This is a genomic window from Natronolimnobius baerhuensis (assembly GCF_002177135.1).
In the GTDB taxonomy this organism is placed as follows: Archaea; Halobacteriota; Halobacteria; order Halobacteriales; family Natrialbaceae; genus Natronolimnobius; species Natronolimnobius baerhuensis.
This window is the reverse complement of sequence record NZ_MWPH01000003.1, coordinates 461328-481120: the sequence shown is the minus strand read 5'-3', so window position 1 is coordinate 481120 and position 19793 is coordinate 461328. Positions and strand designations below refer to the sequence as shown.

14 protein-coding genes are annotated in these 19793 nt (G+C 64.2%); 10 read left to right on the top strand and 4 right to left on the bottom strand.

Features of this window, described 5'->3' with window-relative positions; translation table 11 throughout:
* The first annotated feature begins 21 nt into the window (after window positions 1–21).
* Genes B2G88_RS14865 through B2G88_RS14850 form a run of 4 tightly spaced genes read left to right on the top strand, consistent with a single transcriptional unit; the run spans window position 22 to window position 6581 of the window.
* Window positions 22–2646 (top strand): DUF4129 domain-containing protein, encoded by a 2625-nt coding sequence (locus B2G88_RS14865; protein WP_087715202.1) that lies wholly within the window; start codon window positions 22–24, stop codon window positions 2644–2646.
* Complete coding sequence (locus B2G88_RS14860) at window positions 2643–3395, top strand: DUF7269 family protein (protein ID WP_176393259.1); 753 nt, start codon at window positions 2643–2645, stop codon at window positions 3393–3395. Before B2G88_RS14865 ends, B2G88_RS14860 begins: the two co-directional genes overlap by 4 nt.
* Complete coding sequence (locus B2G88_RS14855; RefSeq protein WP_087715201.1) at window positions 3388–4857, top strand: DUF58 domain-containing protein; 1470 nt, start codon at window positions 3388–3390, stop codon at window positions 4855–4857. The genes B2G88_RS14860 and B2G88_RS14855 overlap by 8 nt, the downstream gene beginning before the upstream one ends.
* Window positions 4857–6581, top strand: coding sequence for a DUF7519 family protein (locus tag B2G88_RS14850; protein ID WP_176393258.1), 1725 nt, complete (start codon window positions 4857–4859; stop codon window positions 6579–6581). Before B2G88_RS14855 ends, B2G88_RS14850 begins: the two co-directional genes overlap by 1 nt.
* Window positions 6582–6622: 41 nt before the next feature.
* On the opposite strand, the gene B2G88_RS14845 is transcribed toward B2G88_RS14850, so the two are convergent.
* Window positions 6623–7591: an AAA family ATPase gene (locus B2G88_RS14845; protein ID WP_087715200.1), complete on the bottom strand. Its 969-nt coding sequence runs from the start codon at window positions 7589–7591 to the stop codon at window positions 6623–6625.
* 120 nt (window positions 7592–7711) lie between these two features.
* On the opposite strand from B2G88_RS14845, the gene B2G88_RS14840 reads away from it, so the two are divergent.
* Together B2G88_RS14840 and B2G88_RS14835 are read left to right on the top strand one after the other, a co-directional pair.
* Window positions 7712–9301, top strand: coding sequence for a tryptophan--tRNA ligase (locus B2G88_RS14840; RefSeq protein WP_087715199.1), 1590 nt, complete (start codon window positions 7712–7714; stop codon window positions 9299–9301).
* A 249-nt stretch (window positions 9302–9550) separates the two neighbouring features.
* The gene (locus tag B2G88_RS14835; protein ID WP_087715198.1) at window positions 9551–10927 is read left to right on the top strand and encodes a hypothetical protein; all 1377 of its coding nucleotides are present in this window, start codon (window positions 9551–9553) and stop codon (window positions 10925–10927) included.
* A gap of 19 nt (window positions 10928–10946) precedes the next feature.
* Here the strand turns inward: B2G88_RS14835 and B2G88_RS14830 are convergent, their stop codons facing one another.
* Complete coding sequence (locus tag B2G88_RS14830) at window positions 10947–12029, bottom strand: Gfo/Idh/MocA family protein (protein WP_087715197.1); 1083 nt, start codon at window positions 12027–12029, stop codon at window positions 10947–10949.
* A 331-nt stretch (window positions 12030–12360) separates the two neighbouring features.
* On the opposite strand from B2G88_RS14830, the gene pheS reads away from it, so the two are divergent.
* Together pheS and B2G88_RS14820 are read left to right on the top strand one after the other, a co-directional pair.
* Entirely contained in the window at window positions 12361–13887 is a 1527-nt protein-coding gene (pheS, locus tag B2G88_RS14825; protein WP_087715196.1) for a phenylalanine--tRNA ligase subunit alpha, read from the top strand.
* Window positions 13887–15710, top strand: a complete 1824-nt coding sequence (locus B2G88_RS14820; RefSeq protein ID WP_087715195.1) for a phenylalanine--tRNA ligase beta subunit-related protein — start codon at window positions 13887–13889, stop codon at window positions 15708–15710. The genes pheS and B2G88_RS14820 overlap by 1 nt, the downstream gene beginning before the upstream one ends.
* A gap of 169 nt (window positions 15711–15879) precedes the next feature.
* Here the strand turns inward: B2G88_RS14820 and B2G88_RS14815 are convergent, their stop codons facing one another.
* Window positions 15880–16077, bottom strand: a complete 198-nt coding sequence (locus tag B2G88_RS14815) for a hypothetical protein (RefSeq protein ID WP_008013187.1) — start codon at window positions 16075–16077, stop codon at window positions 15880–15882.
* 238 nt (window positions 16078–16315) lie between these two features.
* Here B2G88_RS14815 and B2G88_RS14810 point away from each other — a divergent pair, with 238 nt between their 5' ends.
* Window positions 16316–16624, top strand: a complete 309-nt coding sequence (locus B2G88_RS14810; protein ID WP_087715194.1) for a non-histone chromosomal MC1 family protein — start codon at window positions 16316–16318, stop codon at window positions 16622–16624.
* A 135-nt stretch (window positions 16625–16759) separates the two neighbouring features.
* Here B2G88_RS14810 and B2G88_RS14805 read toward each other — a convergent pair whose 3' ends face one another.
* Complete coding sequence (locus B2G88_RS14805) at window positions 16760–18688, bottom strand: sensor histidine kinase (protein ID WP_245835408.1); 1929 nt, start codon at window positions 18686–18688, stop codon at window positions 16760–16762.
* Between the two features lie 263 nt (window positions 18689–18951).
* On the opposite strand from B2G88_RS14805, the gene pheA reads away from it, so the two are divergent.
* Window positions 18952–19770, top strand: a complete 819-nt coding sequence (gene pheA / locus B2G88_RS14800; RefSeq protein ID WP_087715193.1) for a prephenate dehydratase — start codon at window positions 18952–18954, stop codon at window positions 19768–19770.
* Window positions 19771–19793 lie beyond the last annotated feature (23 nt).

Below are 19793 nucleotides of genomic sequence, written 5' to 3'. Positions count from 1 at the left end.
AGACACAAGACAGCGTTTCGGATGGGATCTGGATCGATGGGGACTGATGACGACACAGTGGCGACCGCACCGACGAACGGCCCGGATTGGGCACAGTTCGGTCTCGTTCTCGTAGCGATTGCAATCCTCGCGCTCGCCGCAGTCGCGATTCCTGCGATGGGCGGCGGGAGTCTCGGACTGAGCGGGGCTGGCGAGGACCGCGAGGGGGATGGCCCATCGATGCTCCCCGAGTTATTCTCTGAATCAGGAGAACAGCGCTCAGAGAGCGGGTCTGGAGACACACTCGAGCGTGGGGATGAAGATGACGAGGAGGGAGAGACAGATGACGAAGATTCAGAGACAGCCGACGCAGACGCGGACGACGCAGCCGGGAGTGCAGATGAGGACGGTCTCCCCGACGAACAAGCAGGCGAACAGGGCGAGATGGACGGCGAATTCGGAGACGGCGATGGAGGCGATAGCTGGGATGGTGACGGGGAGCGACCGGACGAGACAGCGGATATAGATGGAGAAAATGGTGAACCCGGCGACGTAGAGGACCCACTCGAGGGCGATACCAGCGATGGGGTGCCAGGCGAAGATGGCATCCCGGATGATGGTGACTGGGATGAGCCAGCGGAAGACGGGGAGTTGCCGCCCGATGCCGCGGAAGAGAGCGACACCGAGGGTGACGACCCGTTCGACGACATGCCAGACGATACCGACGAGAGAAACGGTGATGACGGAGAGTTGCCAACAGAAAACGATCTGAATGGCGACCCGGCAGACGGTGGTGGCAGCGAGTCGGATGCGTTCGATGGGACAGACGAGACGGAAGGGTCAGATGCGGTCGATGGGCCAGACGAAACTGAGGATGGCGACTCGAGCGAGAGTGGGGACGAGCCAGTTGCTGACGAGAGTGACGACCCGTCAGGTGAGTCTGAGTACGACGACGGAGCGCCAGGAGAGGAAGAAGAGGTCGACGACACCATCGACAGTGACGACGCTGGACCAGACGATGACGACGCAGTACCCGACACAGACGAGACGAGCACCGATGATGACGGGCCTGGGGAGGATGCCACAATACGCAGCTACGACTACGCGTTCGATACGCCACCGTCGCCCGGCACAGCCGTCGATGTCACCGTTACAGACGATGGCGAGCCAGTCGTGGGTGAGACGGTCACGTTCAACGGCGAGCCAATCGGCACGACCGACAGCACCGGCACAGTCACCGGCGAGGTCCCCTTCACACAGACGCTCGAGGTCGATACGCCAACCTCGAGCGGTGATCAGAGCCAGGACGTTCGTGAGTCGCTCGCTCGAGGCGGCGTCAGTCCGTCGGTCGGGTCGACACGTCAGTTCGCCCCGACTCGCCAAGACCAGCCCGAAAACGGGACGCGGACGGTCATCGAGATGGAGACGAATACGACCCTCGCGGTCGACCGGCCGGCAGTTCCCGGCGGCGACGTCGTCGTCACCGCCGCAGTCAACGAGTACCCGATTCCGGACGGGACGGTGCTCGTCGATGGTGGCGAAGCCGGGACGACAGACGCCAACGGGACGGCACAGGTCACGCTGCCAGAGTCGACTGGAAACACGACCATCGCCGTCGAACGCGGCGAGATCCGTGCCGAACGGACACTCGAACTCAGAGACCCCACACTCGAGGTCACAGAGATTATTCCACTTCCCGGTCGGACGGTCGAGGCGACGCTCGAGCACGGCGGTGAACCGGTCGAAAACGCGACGGTGGCAGTCAACGGCGAGATGGTGGGGACAACAGGCGCTGACGGAGCCACAGCCGTCCAACTGCCTGTCGCAAGCGAGGCGACGCTCAGCGCGACGGGGGCGGGAACGACGACGGAGATAGTCGTCGACGGTCTCTACCGAAATGCTGCGATTGTTTCATTCGGTGTACTCGCTGTCGTCCTCGCCGGGTGGTGGCTCCTCAGTCGTCGATTCGGCGTGAGCGCCTCGAGCGTGCGTTCACTGCCGGCGATGGTCGCATCACTCGTCCGACGCGCGGGTGCGATACTCCAGTCAATCGGCCGCTGGATCATCGATGCCGTCGTCAGACTGGCACAGCACCTCGAGGCGTTCGGTCAGTGGCTCGGCGCGTTGCTGGCTCGAGCGGCGCGCTGGCTCGCGTCGTTGCCGAGAGCACTCGCGACGCAGGGGCTGGCTGCGCTCGCGGCGATTCACCCCGTTCGGCTGTATCGGCTGCTGGTCGGTGCGCTTCGGTCGCTCCTTCGCTCGTCGAAACAGCGCGTCGAGGCGGTCGCCTCGAACGCGAGCAAGACACACGCTGCGCCGAGTGCTGTGAGCGCCGAACAAAGCGAGGACGTACGGACGCTGCGGACGCTCTGGCAGGAGTTCGTCCGTCTGGTTCGACCACCACGGCTGCGGACGCAGACGCCCGGCGAGATCGGCCGTCACGCAGTCGACCGGGGCTTTCCCGAGACACCGGTTCGGACCGTCGTCGAGACGTTCCGAGATGCCGAGTACGGTGACACGCCGCCCTCGGAATCACGACTCGAGCGGGTTCGCTCGGCGGTTCGCGTCGTTGCGGGCGACAACGAGGATGAGGCGAACGGAGAGACGGACACTGACAGCGACGATGAGACCAACGACAGTCCCGAAAGCGACGGAGGCCAGCCATGACACGCCGTTCGATACTTGATGGAGTCCTCGTCGTCCTCACACTCGTTGCACTCGGCTTCGGGAGCGTGCTGGCGATCAGGCCTGCCGTGCTCCCGCCCGCTGTGCTCGAGGCCGTCGTCAGCGTCGAAACCGCCGTCGACCCGGACCATGCACTCATCGCCATCGCCGCCGTCGTCGGGCTGTTCGCACTCTGGCGGTCGTACTTCTCGGGTGCGAGTGACGTCCGAGATGCTGGCCCACAGACGAACGAATCACTCGAGATGGCAGCGGCGATAACGGGGTCGCCGACCGAGCAGAGCGAGCCGATGGTCGTCGGCGCAGGCGCGACCGAACGCGTCGAGCGAACAATCGACGCACTCGAGCGCGGCCAGCGGGCGACCATGGAACGCGATGCCGTCACCGACGACGTGCGCGAGTCGCTGCGGGCTGTCGAACACGCAAGCGGGCGCTCGAGCGACGCCGTCGAAGAGCGGATTCAGACGGGCGCGTGGACTGACGACCAGATCGCAGCCGTCTTCCTCGGCGATACGAGCGCTGGAACCCTCTCGCTCGGGCAGCGACTTCGCATGTGGTTGTTCCCCGGCCGCACGTTCGAGAAGCGCCTCGAGCGGACGCTTTCGGCACTCGAGCAGCACGCGACGGATGGGGCGTTCGAACGGAAGGCGACTGGTGTGGAGTCGGCGGCCAGAGACGGCGGACGCGACCAGCAGGATGAACCGCGCGAATCGACGGAGGACAACAATGCGTAACGGTCACGTCAGAGTGTCGCGATGGCACTCCGGCGTCGTCGCCGCTGTTTCCCTGCTGACCGCCGGGATTTTCGCGGGTTCAGCGCCACTGTTGCTCGCCGCAATCGTGCCGCTCACGTATCTCGGCTACGCAGCCCTCTCCTCCGTTCCATCCCCCGAGGCTGCAGTCTCGCTCGAGCGCGAATGGACGCCGAAAACGCCGCTTCCGGGCGAGCGCATCGAGGTGACGCTCACCGTTCGAAACGACGCCGAGCGGACGCTGCCCGATGTCAGGGTAGCCGACGCCGTCCCCGACACGCTCGAGGTCATCGACGGCGATTCGACGGCCGCGATGACGCTCCGTGCCGGCGAGGAGACCACCCTCGAGTACACGCTGCAGCCCCGTCGCGGGACGTACGTTTTTGGCGCTCCGTGGGTTCGACTGCGGAGTCTGAGCGCGACGGCTGTTTCGACCGACGAGGTGTCGGCCACGGGAGATGACGAACTCGAGTGCCGCGTGCCCCTCGATGGGCTGCCGGTGCACCGCGAGACGATACCGTTCGCTGGCTCAGTCGCAAGCGACAGCGGCGGCCCCGGCTACGAGTTCCATTCGACGCGGGAGTACCAGCAGGGTGATCCGCTAAGTCGGATCAACTGGCGTCGCTACGCCCGGACCGGCGAACTCGGTACGGTCCAGTATCGCGAACAGGAGTCGACGAACGTCGTCATCGTCGTCGATGGCCGGCCCGAAGCGGGACTGGCTCCGGCGGCTGGCCGACCAGACGGGTTGACACTCGCCGCCTACGCCGCTATCGTCACAAGCACCACGCTGTCCGATGGCGGCCACAACGTCGGTCTCGTCGGCCTCGGAATTCGCGGCCGAACACCCGGCGTCTACACCGGCCCGCCGGCGTACGTCGAACCCGGCACCGGTGCCGACGTCGGCGGTCGGATCGCCCGCGTCTGTGACGCTATCGCCGCCCGCGCCAGCGGCACGACGCTTTTGGGGAGCGACCCCTCGCCGCACCTCGAGCAACAGGAGCAGCGCCAGCAAAACCACGGCGAAGACAGCGATCACGGGCAGTCGACAGCCACGAGCAACGACCACGCGCCGCTCCAGACCGATGGCCGTGGCGGGGCGGCCGGGGCTGGCAGAACCGCACCCACCCACACGGCGTCACCGACTGACGTCGACCACCTCGATGCCTTACTCCCGACTGGGTGCCAACTCGTTCTCTGTACGCCCGCCGTCGACGATGAGATCATCGAGTATGGGGCGGCCCTGCGCCGGCGTGGTTACCGCATGTCGGTCGTCTCACCGGACGTCACCGGCGCGGACACCGTCGGCGCGCGAGTAGCGGCCGTAACACGGGAGGCCCGCCTCGAGCGACTTCGACGACTCGACGTGCCGGTCGCAGACTGGGACCCCGAAACGCCGCTGGTCACGGCACTCGGGCGCGGCTTCGGCGAGGTGATCCACTGATGGCACGCACACACGACTCGGCGGGCGGCCCGAGCGGCGACTCACAGCAAGCACCGGAGCCAGAAACCGTAAGCGCCCCGGTAACCGCAGTGACAACGATTCTTGCGACCCTCGCTGGAATCGCACTGCTCGCAGTCGGCGGCGACCCCGTGGCCGGACTCCTCGCCGTCGTCACCGGTGGGCTGCTGACGGCGACCGTCACAGCGACGAAACGCGGGACGCCGGGCGGCCGAGGACTCGGAAGCATCCTCGCTGTGATCACCGCACTCGCACTGACTGGTGCACTGGCGCTCGCGGCGACGAGCGGGCCACTCACGGACGGTCTCCTCGCTCGAGTCGGGCTCATCGTCGCCATGTCACTGGCCACCTTCGGCGCGACGGCAACCGTGACGGGCGCGGTCGGCAGCGGAGCCGTCCGCTCTGCGTTTCCGGTGACCATCCTGACCGCGCTTCCGCTGAGCGTCGTTGCCATCGCGTATCTCGAAGCCGTTCGCTCTCGAGTCGACGACGCCCTCGGTGCTGCAACCGATGGCCCGACTGGCGGCGCATCGATCACCGATCCGATTCTCTCGCCCGACGGGACGGTGCCGGCACTCGTGAGTTTCGTCGCCCTTGCCGTGGCGGTGCTCTGGGTGAGTGCGTTCGTGCTGCCGCGACTCCCGATTGCAGAACTGGTCACTCGAGAGAACCGCGAGCAGACACGACACAGCATCAACCGAACCGCGAAGTTGGCCGGGCTGGGCGGCCTCTTACTGATTCCGACAAGTTTCGGACTGGCTGCGACAGCCGCACTCAGCCGCACCGGCGAACTGCCGCCAGTCGTTGCCAGCACGCTCGAGACGTGGCTGTTGCCGGTAACGATGATGACTGGGGTTCGCGTCGGCATTCTCGCAGCCATCGCGACGCTGCTCGCACTGCTCGCACTCGCCTGGCTGCCGGGACTGTACCGACTGCGATATCACCCGTTCGTGGCCTGGGCACCCGTCTTTTCGGGCGGCGCACTCGTCAGCGTGCTCCTCGTTGTCGGCTATCCGGCCGCCTTCGAGCGCTGGATTCAGCCTGCACTCGAGGAGGCAACAGCCGAGGGTGGGACGCTCGCACTTCCCGGATTCGGTGAACTGATACCGATAGCGGAGTTGACGGACGTGCTCGAGCCGCCGAACGGGATTGCACTGCTCGCGATTGCGATGCTCTCGCTGATCGGGACGATCACCGCGGTGTTGGTCGGCATCTGGCTGCTCGGCTCGATTGGCCCGCTTCCAGATCGGGGCGCACCCGGCTCACTGGGTGCTGGCGCACTCGTCTTCGGCGCGATCATCGCAGGCGTTGACGGCGCGAGCGTACTCGTCGTCAGCGGCGTCGTTGCCTGCGCACTCGTCACCTGGGATGGAGCCGTCTACGGCGTCTCGGTCACCGAAGAACTCGGCCGTGAGACGTCCGTCCGGCGGCCAGCACTGGCGCATACGACGGGCTCCGTCCTCGTCGGCCTCGTCGCTGTTGCCCTCGTCGCCGCGCTTCCGCGAGTCCTCGAGGGCGTGGCCGTCAGCACCGGCATAACGGTCGCTACGAGCCTGATAATCGCGTTAGTCCTCTCGTTTGTCCTGCTCAAACGCTGGGCCGGAAGCGAGTACAAAACGCCGCCGTCGGACTCGCTGAACGCTGGCTCGTCAGGACCAAACAATGACGGAACGACCGCTCGAGAGCGCCGAGAGCAGCAAAATTAGCGAGAATAGCGGGTGCGACACAGAGAATCGTAGCCGACCGCTCAGGGATCGACCGCCGGCACCTCAACTCGGTTCAACACGTCGCGAACGACGCTCACGCCGTCGACACCCTCAATCCGGGCATCCGTCGTCAACACGAGTCGGTGTTGCATCACCGGCTCGGCGATTCGCTTGACGTCGTCCGGCGCGACATACTCTCTGCCCTCGAGGGTAGCTCTCGCTCGAGCGGCCTCGTAGTACCGTTGAATCCCGCGCGGAGAGATGCCGATATCGACACGCCTGTCAGCACGGGTTTCGCGGGCGAGATCGACCAGATACTCGCGGATTTCGGGTGCCATCGAGACGCGTTCGGGAACGGCCTGTAAGTCTCGGACACCCGCTGTGTCGACGACGGAGTCGACTGTCGGCATCTTGGTATCGCGCTGACTACGGCGCTCGAGCAACTCGAGTTCGCCCTCGCGACCGGGATACCCAATCGAGGTCTTCATGATGAAGCGGTCGCGCTGGGCTTCGGGCAGTTCGAACGTCCCCTCCTGTTCGACCGGGTTCTGCGTCGCGATTACCAGGAACGGGTCCGGCAGGTCACGGGTTTCCCCGTCGACGGTTACCTGCCCCTCGTCCATCGCCTCGAGCAGGGCGGCCTGCGTTTTCGGCGGCGCACGATTGATCTCGTCGGCCAGCACGACGTTCGCGAAGACCGGCCCCGGCGTGAACTCGAACTCGCCGCTCTGTTCGTTGAAGATGTGCGAGCCCGTGATATCGTTCGGCAGCAGATCCGGGGTGAACTGAATCCGGGAAAATTCGAGGCCGAGTGCCTGTGCGACAGTCACTGCCGTGAGCGTCTTCCCCGTCCCGGGAACGTCCTCGAGCAGGATGTGTCCACGAGCCAGACTGGCGGTCAGGACGTGCTCTAAGAACGTTCGGTCCGTGATTACCGCGTCGCTGATGCGCGAGAGCACTTCGTTACAGGTGTCGCTCGCCGTACCGACGGAGGCGCCGTCATCTGCCATCGGTCGGTGTTGTTCGCGCCGTCACATGAAGATACTGGCACCGGCGCTTGCGAAGGGCGGGACGGCACGGAGACTCGAGAAGCGAAGGCTTTTGCGAACCCGACGCACAACACGAAACTAATGACCGGAGACGATTCACGCGAGGAGCCCACCGCGAACGAGACAGGGACCCCAGTACCCGATGGAGGAGCCGCTGGAGCCGACGATGTTGCACTGGATCCCTGGGGATCCTCGTCCGTCTCCGACTACCGCAAACTGTTCGAGGAGTTCGGCATCGAGGAGTTCGACGAGGTGCTCGAGGAAGTGCCCAACCCCCACTACTTGATGCGCCGGGGCGTCATCTTCGGCCATCGCGACTATCGGCCGGTCGCTGAGGCGCTGCAAAACGACGAGCCAGCCGCCGTGCTCTCGGGCTTCATGCCCACCGGTGACCCCCACATCGGCCACAAACTCGTCTTCGACGAGATTATCTGGCACCAACAGCAGGGCGCAGACGCCTACGGCCTGATCGCCGACCTCGAGGCCAACTCGGCCCGTGGCATGTCCTGGGAGGAAATCGACGAGCACGCCCGCGACTATCTCCTCTCGTTGCTCGCGCTCGGCTTCGACCCCGAGGAGGGCGAACTCTACCGCCAGTCCGAAAACCGCGAACTGCAGGATCTCGCCTTCGAACTCGGCGCTGAGGCCAACTTCTCGGAGTTTCAGGCCATCTACGGCTTCGACGGCGAGACCGACGTCTCGCACATGCAGTCGGTCGTCACCCAGATGGCCGACATCCTCTACCCGCAACTCGAGGAGCCAAAACCCACCGTCATCCCCGTCGGCCCAGATCAGGACCCACACGTTCGACTCGCACGCGACCTCGCGGAACGAATGCGATTCTTCAAGGTCAGCGAAGCGTACGCCAGTTTCGAACTCGAGGACGAAGAGCGCGCCCTCGTGGCGGCGTTCTACGAAGAACTCGAGCCGGCCGAGTTCGACGACGACACGTTGCGGTGTACCCACGTCGCCGACGCGCTCGCCGAGACGCCGCTTGCCGACCTCGAGACCGACGCCGACACGCTGAGTTCGGTCCTGACGAAACTCGAGGAAGCGGGTATGGAACCAGTTCGACCGCGCACGCGATTCTTCGACCGGCGGGCGACCGAGGACGCCTTCGATGCGCTAATCGACGCCATCGACGGCGAGAAACGCGTCTACGAGAACCACATCGACGCCTTCGAGATCGACCGCGCCGAAGCCGAAGAGTTGGCCCGCGAGATCGAAGTCGACAACGGCGGCTACGGGTTCCAGCCCCCATCGTCGATCTACCACCGCTTCATGACCGGCCTCACCGGCGGGAAGATGTCCTCCTCGGTGCCGGCCAGCCATATCTCGCTGCTCGACGACCCCGAGGAAGGGTACAATAAGGTCAAATCCGCGACCACCGGCGGGCGTGAAACCGCCGAAGAGCAGCGCGAGAAGGGCGGCAAAGCCGACGAGTGCCCCGTCTACGAACTCTACGCCTACCTGCTGTCCGGCGACGACGACGAGTTCGCCAAGGAGGTCTACGACGAGTGCGTCGGCGGCGAACGCCTCTGTGGCGGCTGCAAGGAACAGGCCGCCGAACTCATGCGCGAGTTCCTTGCCGAGCACCAGGAAAAACGCGACGAGGTCGAAGAGTTACTCGAGGAAACGGATATCGAACTCGAGTCACCGCGCCGACGATAGCGACAAGACGTGACCGACGACGTAGAACAGCGTCGACGCGCGTACAAGACTTACGCTCACAGAGCGATACAACTTTTCAACGATCTGTACGGAGCAGAAGACCGTGACGAGTGGATCGAAGCCAGTGAACGCGGTATGAAAACCGAATAGCACAGCCAGTGCTCCCAGAGATGTAGTCGAATCAAATTATTCGAACGCGCAACGTCTGACGAAAATATATAGGGCCGTTCGTGAAATGGCTGGGCACGGATGTCTCGCCCTCCCCGCGACGCGGATGAACTGCTGGTCTGTGCCGACGTCCTCGGCGCGTTCGGCGTCACCGCTGCGGATATCACACGCGGCCACCGACGCGCATCTGGCAGCGACGACAGCCTCGAGGCCGCGCTGGCCGACCGACTCGCCGACGGGCGCGACCGAACGACTGTCCTCCGGCGGACCATCGCCCAGAGCGACCGCGGCGTCAGTTGTCCCGCACGCTACACCGAGGGCGAACTCGAGGCGGAACTCACGGCCGTTTTCGACGCCATTGACTGGACGCTCGAGTGCGAACGCTGGGGTCGGTCTGGGACGCAGCGATGGACGCTCCGGACGACAGATCACCGCGGGCGCGAACGCGAGACGGAACTCGAGTATCCCACGACGCCACTCGGGAGCGACAACCTGCCCGCCGTCCTGCGTGCGATCAACGAGGCGCTGTTGTCGGGCACCTACGCCCGGTTCGTTCTGCTTTCTGCGGGCGTCGACCGCTGGCAGGCCGCACTAGTTGATGAGCGCGACGACGAGCGCCTCTGTGATCAGTACGGGCCACGGATTACGGCCGTCGAACGACCGCTGCTTCCGGCGGACGGCCTCGAGGCGTACGTTCCCGACGAGGGTGGCGTGATTAGCTTCGGCGAGGACGGGCCGTGGCCGGCGTGGGCGCACGAGCGCGAGTCGACCAGCACCCCGCAGGCGACCGCGCCGACCGAATCGGACTTGGATGCGACGGACGCGACCGCCGTCGACTCGCTCATCGAGGAGGCCGAACACGGTGGGTCGGCAGACGACGTCTCGAGCGATACTGACTCGAGTGCCGAACAGCGTGATTCGACGGCTGCGACGCCCGACACGACAGCGCCCACTGCGGAGCGGGGCGGGTTCGAACTCTGTGGCTCACCAACGGTCTCGCGGGTCAGCGACGAAGGCGGCGAGACTGGCGCAGGGACCGACGCCGACGAGTACGGAGCACAGGCCACAAGCGAGTCCCGAAGTAACGACTCGAGTGCAGAACCACCCACCGAGCCCGACGACAACGACGGCTTCGGCTCCCTGTCGGGATCGTCGACTACGGCCCGCGTCTCGAACGACTCCTTCGGCAGCGACGTCGAGTGGGAGAGCGACACCGACCGCTACCGAGCGCTCGGGGTCGCACTCGGCGCAGGCGGCAGGGTCTCCGTCCGCGGGCTGCTCGAGGACGAGGACTTCCTACCCGAACTTCCTGCAATGGAACCCGAGGAGACGCGCCTCCGATACGAGGACCCGTTCGATCCCGGCGCGCTCCGCGAGGCGAAAGCCGCCGCCGAGCAATCAGGATTCGTCTGGGTCGATTCGGGAACGCTCGAGACGACGCGCGTTTCGAACGGATAGCCGTACGAACGGGGTTCGATTAGTCGTCCGTGGATTCGGGCTCGAGCGCGCCCGACTCGACCATCTCGTGGAGCGGATTGTCGTCGATCTCGAGTGGAAAGTCTACACGACCGCGTCTACGAGCGGACTCCCAGATGCCGAAGATTATCTCGGTCGTGTTGAGCCCCCGTCGTGCGCTGAGTTCCGGTTCCGTGCCGGTCTCGAGACACTCGACGACGTGTGCGATGGCGTCGTTGATTGGGTCCGTCCAGGCACCCTCCTCGAGCGTGCGCCGGTTCCAGTCAGCCTCACCATGGCCGCGCCAGCGGACGACGTTGTCCGCGTCTTCGTCGTCTGGATTCACGTCGAGGACCCCCTCGGTGCCAGTAAAGCGCATCTTTGCGGGCACAAGCGAACTCCCTTTCCCGGTGGTGACGACGCCGTAGACGCCGTTGTCGTACTCCCACTGCGCGAACGCCTGATTCTCGTTGTGCGCGCCGAACCAGCGGTTCTCCTCGCGGTAGTCGATCTGGCCGAGCACCCACTCCGCCGGGCGGTCGCCGACCACGCCGGTCGCGAAGTCGATCCCGTGCGTGCCGCCGTCGTAAATGTTTCCGAGCGCGAGTTCGACGCGCTCGAGGTCGCCGATTTCGCCGGAGTCGATGAGTTCGCGAGCCTCGACCCACGTCGGCTTGAACCGGCGCATGTGGTTGAACGTGAGTTGGACGCCGCGCTGGTCGCAGACTCGAGCCATTCGCTCGGAGCCGCCCCAGGTGAGATCCATCGGCTTCTCGCAGTGGATCGCCGCGACGCTGTCGGTGCGGGCGCAATCGATGACCACCTCGGCGTGGATATCCGGCCAGACGGAAATCGAGACAATATCTGGCTCGGCCTTGGCGAGCATCGCCTCGTAGTCCGCGTACGTCTGGGCGGCGTCGATATCGAACTCGTCTGCGAAGGCGGCCGCGCGGTCGGTGTCTACGTCTGCACAGGCGACGAGCGTGCAGTTCTCGAGGACCTCGTAGGCCTCCGCGTGGTAGTAGTTCATCGCGAAGCCGTCGGGGCTCGGATCGGTCAGATCGGCCGCGTCGCCGGTGCCGATGAACGCAACATCGTAGCTCATGGCCTCGAGTGGCGCAGGGAAGCGGTTAGTTCTTTGCCAACGAGCGTTGGCTGCCACTACCTCGCAAGGCTTTTGCTCGTGTGCTCACATCGACTGTGTATGGCACCCGAATCCCACGCCGGAGGCGTCGCCAGCCAGCCACAGCGGACGCGAACGGGGTTCGGCTTTTTCTTCGGCTAACCCACTCGAGACGGTGAACCCGCGTCCGGCTCCCACACCGGGACGACGCGGCGAAACCGTCCACTCGAGCGCGGTCGGTGGCTCTCATCGCTGCCCTCCGTTGCGAGTCGGAACCGCTAACTGACACGCACGCAGCCATTCAACCAAGCGAATGCAACTTCCAGAATCACAGGTCGCGGTCTTAGAGGCCGCAAACGCGGACGACGCACAGTCCGTCGACGCCCTCGCCGCGGCGACTGAGCTCCCGCCGGAAACCGTCACCGGTGCCGTCTTCGAACTCGAGGACGAGGGGCTGGTCGCCGTCGCCGAACGGGTCGACGAAACGCTCGCGCTCACCGACGAAGGTGCCGAGTACGCCGACAGCCAGTTGCCCGAAGTTACCCTCTACGAGGCCGCCCTCGAGGCTGGCGCGGACGACGATCCAGCCCAGATGGGCCGGGTGATCGGCCAGTCGGGACTCGAGGGACCGGGCGTCGACATCGCGCTCTCGAACTACGCGCGCAAGGGCTACGGCGTGATCGACAGCGGCGAGATCACGGCGGATGCCGACGCCGACCCCGCAGCCGATGCGGAGGCCAACGCGCTCGCCGCCCTCGAGGGGGCGGACGAGACGCCCGTCGATAGCGTCGAGATCGACGAGGGGACGCTCGAGCAACTCGAGCGCCGAGGCCTCGTCGAAATTTCGGAGACGACGGTCCGCGAGGTAACGCTGACCGAACTCGCCGTGACGGAGTTGATGGCCGGCCTCGAGACCGCCGAGACGGTGGGTCAGGTCACGCCCGAACTCCTGACCAGCGGCGACTGGGCGGACGTCGAGTTCGCCGAGTACAACGTCGAAGCCGACGCCGAGCGCGTTGAGGGCGGCAACGTCCACATCCTGCGCCAGACCGCAGAGCGCGTCAAAGACGTCCTCGTCGGGATGGGCTTTCAGGAGATGGAAGGCCCGCACGTCGACGCGGACTTCTGGATCAACGACTGCCTGTTCATGCCCCAGGACCACCCAGCACGGACGCACTGGGATCGGTTCGCACTCGAGGAGCCGACGCACATCGACGACCTCCCCGAAGGTCTCGTCTCGGATGTCGAGCAGGCACACCGCCAAGGTGTTGGTCCGGACGGCGAGGGCTATCACTCGCCGTGGGACGAGGACTTCGCCCGCGCGCTCGCGTTGCGGGGACACACGACCTCGCTGTCGACGCGCTACCTGTCCGGCACCGAGATCGGGGAGATCGAACCGCCAGCACGGTTCTTCAGCGTCGAGAAGGTGTACCGGAACGATACGCTCGATCCGACCCATCTGTTGGAATTCTTCCAGATTGAGGGCTGGGTGATGGCCGAAGACCTCTCCGTGCGCGATCTGATGGGCACCTTCGAGGAGTTCTACGCCCAGTTCGGCATCACGGACATCCAGTTCAAACCGCACTACAACCCCTACACCGAGCCCTCGTTCGAGCTGTTCGGCACCCATCCCACTACTGGGGAGCTCGTCGAAATCGGCAACTCCGGCATCTTCCGCGAGGAGATGCTCGAGCCCCTCGGCGTGGAGTGTGACGTGATGGCCTGGGGACTCGCACTCGAGCGCCTGCTCATGCTGATGTACGGCTTCGAGGACATTCGCGATATCCACGGCACGCTGTGTGATCTGGACCTGCTGCGCAACACGGAGGTGACCTACTGATGCCCACTGTCGATATCGACCCTGACGAACTGCGAAACTTGACCGGCCGCGACGACACGGACGACGAGCAACTCAAGGAGGACCTGTTCGGCCTCGGCCTCGAGTTCGAGGGCCGAACCGAAGACGGCGCGTTCGAACTCGAGTTCGCGCCGGATCGCCTCGACCGACTCTCCGTCGAGGGCGTCGCCCGCTCGCTTGGCTACCAGTACGGCGACTCTCGAGGCGTCCACGTTCCCTCGACGAACTCGGCCGAGTGGACCATCGAGGTCGACGACTCCGTCCCCGAGGAACGACCGTACGTCACCGGCGCGATCATCCGCGACGTGAATCTCGACGAAGACAGCCTTGACTCGCTCATCCAGTTACAGGAGAAACTGCACGCGACGATGGGCCGCAAGCGCGCGAAGGGCGCGATTGGGATTCACGACCTGACGATGGTAAAAGGCACGGCTCCAACCGAGGGCAACCCCACCATCGACTACGTCGGCGTCGAACCCGACGGCGACACGTTCGTCCCGCTCGATTCGAACGCGGAGATGACGCCTGCCGACGTCCTCGAGGAGCATCCGACGGGCGAAACCTACGCCGACCTCGTCAGCGAGTACGAGCGCTACCCGGCGATCTACGACGATCTCGGCCTGTTCTCGTTCCCGCCAGTGATCAACGGACAGCGCACGGAGGTGACGACCGACTCGAGAGACCTGTTCGTTGAGATGACGGGCACGGACCAGTGGACGATTGATAAGATGCTGAACATCGTCTGCTACGCGCTTGCGGCACGCGGCGCGACCATCGAGGAGGTCACGGTCAACTACCCAGATCACGAACTCGTTCGACCGGATCTCTCCACGAAGACGAAGACGGTCGCCCACAGTCGAATCGAGACCATTCTCGGCATCGACCTCGATCCCGAGGACGTGATCGATCTGGCCGAGCGGTCGGGACTTGACGCCACGAAACACACGGACGGAGAGACCGACGAAAACGAGAGCACCATCACACCGCTCGCGGATCGAGATGGACTCGAGGAACGGGACGTCTCGGACGGTTCGAGCGAGACCCAGGAAGACGTCGCCGAGCCAACAGATACCCTCGTCTACGACGTCACCATCCCACCGTACCGCGTCGACGTCCTCCACCCACTGGACGTCATCGACGACCTCGGGCGCGCCTACGGCTTCAACGAACTCGAGCCGCGCTATCCCGACGTGGGAACCGTCGGTGGCCGCCACGAGCGCTCCCGACTCGAGCGATCCGTGCGCGAGCAACTCGTCGGCCTCGGCTTCGAGGACCTGCTGAACTTCCACATGATCAGCGAAGAGGAGAACTACGAGCGCGTCGACCTCGATCCTGACGCCGATGTCTACGGCGCGGGCAAGCCAGCGACGATCAAAGGTCCCTACAGCGAGGACTTCACGATGCTGCGGACGTGGGTCACGCCGTCGCTGCTCATGGTCTTAGAGCGAAATACGCACCGCGCATACCCGCAGGACTTAGCCGAGATTGGCTTCACCGCCGAGGTCGACGAGAGCCAGAACACCGGCGTTACGGAACGCCGCCGGGTCGGTGCTGCTCTTGCGAGCCACGACGCCGGCTACGAGGATGCCAAAGCGCGCCTACAGGCGCTCTGTCGGAAGTTCGATGTCGACCTCGAGACGCCGCCAGCCGAACACCCTACCTTCATTTCGGGTCGAACGGCGAGCGTCGTCATCGACGGCGAGGAAGTCGGTGTTATCGGCGAGGTCCATCCGAAGGTGCTCGTCGAGCACGACCTCGAGGTCCCCGTTGCCGGCTTCGAGTTTGATCTCGCGGCGCTGCAGTAGTACCGCGAGCGACCGAAGGGAGTGAGCGGGCCGACGACTGATGTGGAGTGACGCAAAGCGTCACGGAACAGAAGGAGGAGTGCTTTTCATCGAAGTTTTGCCGAGTGACGGCGCGCCGTGTGGCAGCTACGCTGCCATCGGCGCGAAACGAACGCAGCGCAAAAGTTCGTTAGAATTCGTGTTCTACGTCATCCTCGTCGGCTTTTTGGATAATGATTTTGCCGTCTCGGACCCGGACGAAGACCTCATCGCCGATATCCATGCCCGCGACTGCGAGTTCATCCTCGTGGAGGTTGAGGTGGACGTTGTGATAGTTACCGTCATCGTCTTTCGCACCGCTTGGACTCAGCTTCTTTTTCCGTACCATCGCGGGATTCTATGCCGAACTTCACCGTAGGATATACTTAAGTGTTTTCGACGGCACATCAGATAACCGGTGTACACGACGAGTCAAGAGACACTCCGCTCGAGACTGGAGTCACAAATTGCAGGTAGTGCGGAAATGGTGCGTAGGGGAATTACTTAAAGATACCGTCGCAGTCGGTCGATTTGCGGGGATATCTTTATGTCGGGCCGTGTGCTGGTTTGACACGGAGGCGAAATATATGGTACGTGAAGACGGTAAGCGCAACTTTGCATTGCGGGAATCGAGCGGGGAGGAAACAAGTGTCTTTTCGGGGAACACCCCTCGACAGGCGGCACTGAAAGCAGCCCGACGTCTCGAGCCCGGCTCGAGCGAGGACGACGCAGAGCGCGTCGAACTGCAACTCCGTGAGAAAGGCACGGACAAGGTCCACATCTACGAAGGCTGGGCGTGGGAGCAGACGGCACCCGACGACAAGCCAGACTGGATGCCGGGCGAGATTACGGAGGCAAACGTCTCGAAACAGGGTATCGATCACCTCGAGGAGTGACGACGACGGCACGTATTTCGGAGCACTCGAGGCGCGACGCGACACGTATTCTGCGTAAACAGCGATAGCGATCCCGGACTGTCAAGTATGATCGTCTCTAGTGACGATAGTGGTCACGTAGAACAGCGAGGGTCCTTACTGGCCGTATTCGGTGTGTAGACTCGACTCCGTCGGCAATCCGGATTCGACCGATGGCTCCGTCGTGACTTCGAACCGTGCGCCGCCTCGCGTCGGCTCAGCCACCGCAATCTCCCAGCCGTGAGCTGAGACGACGGTTTCGACAATTGAAAGTCCGAGTCCAGTACCGTTCGATCCCGAAACACCCTCTTCGAAAACGCGGTCGCGCTGCGTCGGCGGGATCCCCGCACCATCGTCCTCGAGTGCGAAGCCGTCGGCGGTCGCCTCGACGAACACCGTCACGCTCGAGTTCGAGCCGTGTTCGATGGCGTTTCGGATGAGATTCTCGAGTGCCTGACGGAATCGACCGGCGTCCGCCGAAACCGTCGGGAGGTCATCGACTATCTCGAGGGTTGCATCGCTCGTATCGACGGCGTTCCAGGCGTCAAATACGACGTCCTCGAGCGAGACCTCAGAAACTGCGCCGAGTTCAGCTCCCTCGCGGGCGAGCACTAGTAGATCGCTGATCATCGACTCCATCCGGTCCGTGGCGTAGATGATGTTCTCAATGGCGTCCGGATTTCCTGTCGCTTGCAGGAGTTGCGCAGAGCCCGCGGCGACGTTCAGTGGATTTCGCAAGTCGTGACTAACGACGGACGTGAACCGCTCGAGACGGTGGTTCTTTTGAACAAGTTCGCGGCGACGCCGCTTGCGCTCGAGCGTGTAGCCGATGAGTTCGCCGAGCGTTCGGAGCTGGCGACGCAGATGGTCGGGCCAGCGTCGATAGTGATCGTGTCCGACGACGAGGACGCCGCGAAGTTCCCACTCGATGACGATGGGCACCGCAAGCAGCGCCTCGAGACCGCGGCGTTTGAGGAACGGGTGTGTCGCAGCGTCGTCATGTTCGTCGGGTTCGAGATCGCCGATGAACCCCTCGGGAACGTCGATATCCGGCCCGTCGGCGGCCTCGAACGGAATTGCGTGGACATCAAACTCGAGGATAGAGTCCTCGAAGCCGGGAAACGCCGCCGTCGAGAGCGGACTGTCCGGCTCTGTCCGTGCGCTGGATTCGCTCGTTTCCCGCGATTGTGGGTTCGCGTCTGCGGAATCGCCACCAGCACCAGCACCGGCATCGGTATCAGAAACGCTGGCGGAACGAGAACCACCGTTGCCTTCGGATGCCAGTTCGGACCGGCGTTCGTACGCCGCGTCAAAAACGGGCTGTGAGTCGTCAAGCGCACCCGAACCCACCTGTGACTCGAGTTCAGAGCGAGTGAGCGCTGCGAGTGCGGCGTTCGTGCGCTCCGGTGCGGAGGGCGCATGGAGACTCGACGTGGGTACCGCGTTGGCGTACCAACTGTGTGTCAACTCGAGAGAGTCCTCGGTCTCGTCGTACGTAAAGACGAGACAGCGGTCGGCGTTGAGACGGCTGCCGACCGTGCCGAGCCCCCACTCGATTTCGATGCCGATCTCGTCCGGCGCGGCACCCATCAGCGAGCGAGCGATCTCGAGGACCGTCCGGCCAACATCGTCGATTGAGGCTCCGTAGATATCGTCAACTCGCTCGCGAAGCCGTGCTGCGAGGGCGCTGGGGCGCTCATTTTCCCGTCGAGACACGACATCAGCGACGCCGGCACGAAACAGTGACCGACACTGCTCGCCGTCAATCGACGAGATACTCGCGATGAGTGGAAGCTCAGGATAGGCTGTTCGAATCTGCTCGAGGACCTGTGCCCAACTCGAGTGAGTTGCGAGGCCCGCATCAGAAAGCACCAGACAGTCGACGTCAGCGAGTGTCGTGTGAATCGACTGCTCGCTCGTGAGCGCGTCCGATTCGAGAACGGTGACTCGGTACGGCGGCTCGAGGACGTCGGCAATCACATCGCTCACGGAGCCTCCTGCACCAGCATAACAGACGTGAAACGCGTGACGGCTATCGACTTCCACTGATATCCACCTGTGAGACGGTCGTAGTATAGAGACAATCCTCCAGTAATTTCATATAGCTTGTGGCAGGCTGAGACGGGCCATATCTGCCATTTTCAGTGGTTAATGGTAATTCGGGTCGGTCGGTACAACAGAGCGATACGGGGGCAATCAACACTCGCTGATCGGTCCGTCCATCGCAGTGACTCGAGGCGGGCACCAGCCCCACGATCTCGTCGACTGTCCCGACGGTCTTTTGATCCTGTCACGAGAAGTGAGTGGCAATGACTGCAGTTACGCTCGGACCCGAAGGGACCTATTCACACCGCGCGACGACGGCCGTCGCCGACGACGGCGAAATCGACTTCCGCCAGTCGGTCACCGCAATCGTCGACGCCGTCGCCGCCGGCGAGTACGACCGCGGCGTCATCCCAATCGAGAACAGCATCGAGGGCAGCGTCACCGAGAGTCTGGACGCACTCGCGGAGTACGACGTCGCGGTCGTCCGCGAAATCGTCACGCCGATTCGTCACGCCTTGCTGGCTCAGGGCGAGGGCTTCGACACAATCGCCAGTCACTCCCAGGCGCTCGCGCAGTGCCGGTCCTACCTCGAGCGGGAGTTCCCCGACGCGACGCTCGAGGCCGTCGCGAGCACGGCCCAGGGCGTCGAGTTCGCCCGCGAGGACTCGTCGGTGGCGGGAATCGGTCATCCGGCGAACGCGGAGAACGGGACGAATCTCGAGGTGCTCGCGGAGGACATTCAGGATCAGGACTCGAACGCGACACGCTTCTTCGCGATTGCGCCCGCCGACGAGCGCTCGAGCGGCGGCGGCAAGACCTCGCTGGTCGTCTACCCTGATGTGGACTATCCAGGACTCTTGCTCGAGATGCTCGAGCCCTTCGCCGAGCGCGATATCAACATGGCCCGCGTCGAGTCGCGCCCGAGCGGCCAGCGATTGGGCGATTACGTCTTCCACATCGATATCGAGGCCGGCCTGTACGAGAGTCGGACACAGGACGCTCTCGAGGAGATCGAAGCGCTCGCCGAAAATGGCTGGGTGCGCCGGCTGGGATCGTACGACACGGAACACGTGGTCGAGTAAGACGGGTTGCTGTACCGAGATCA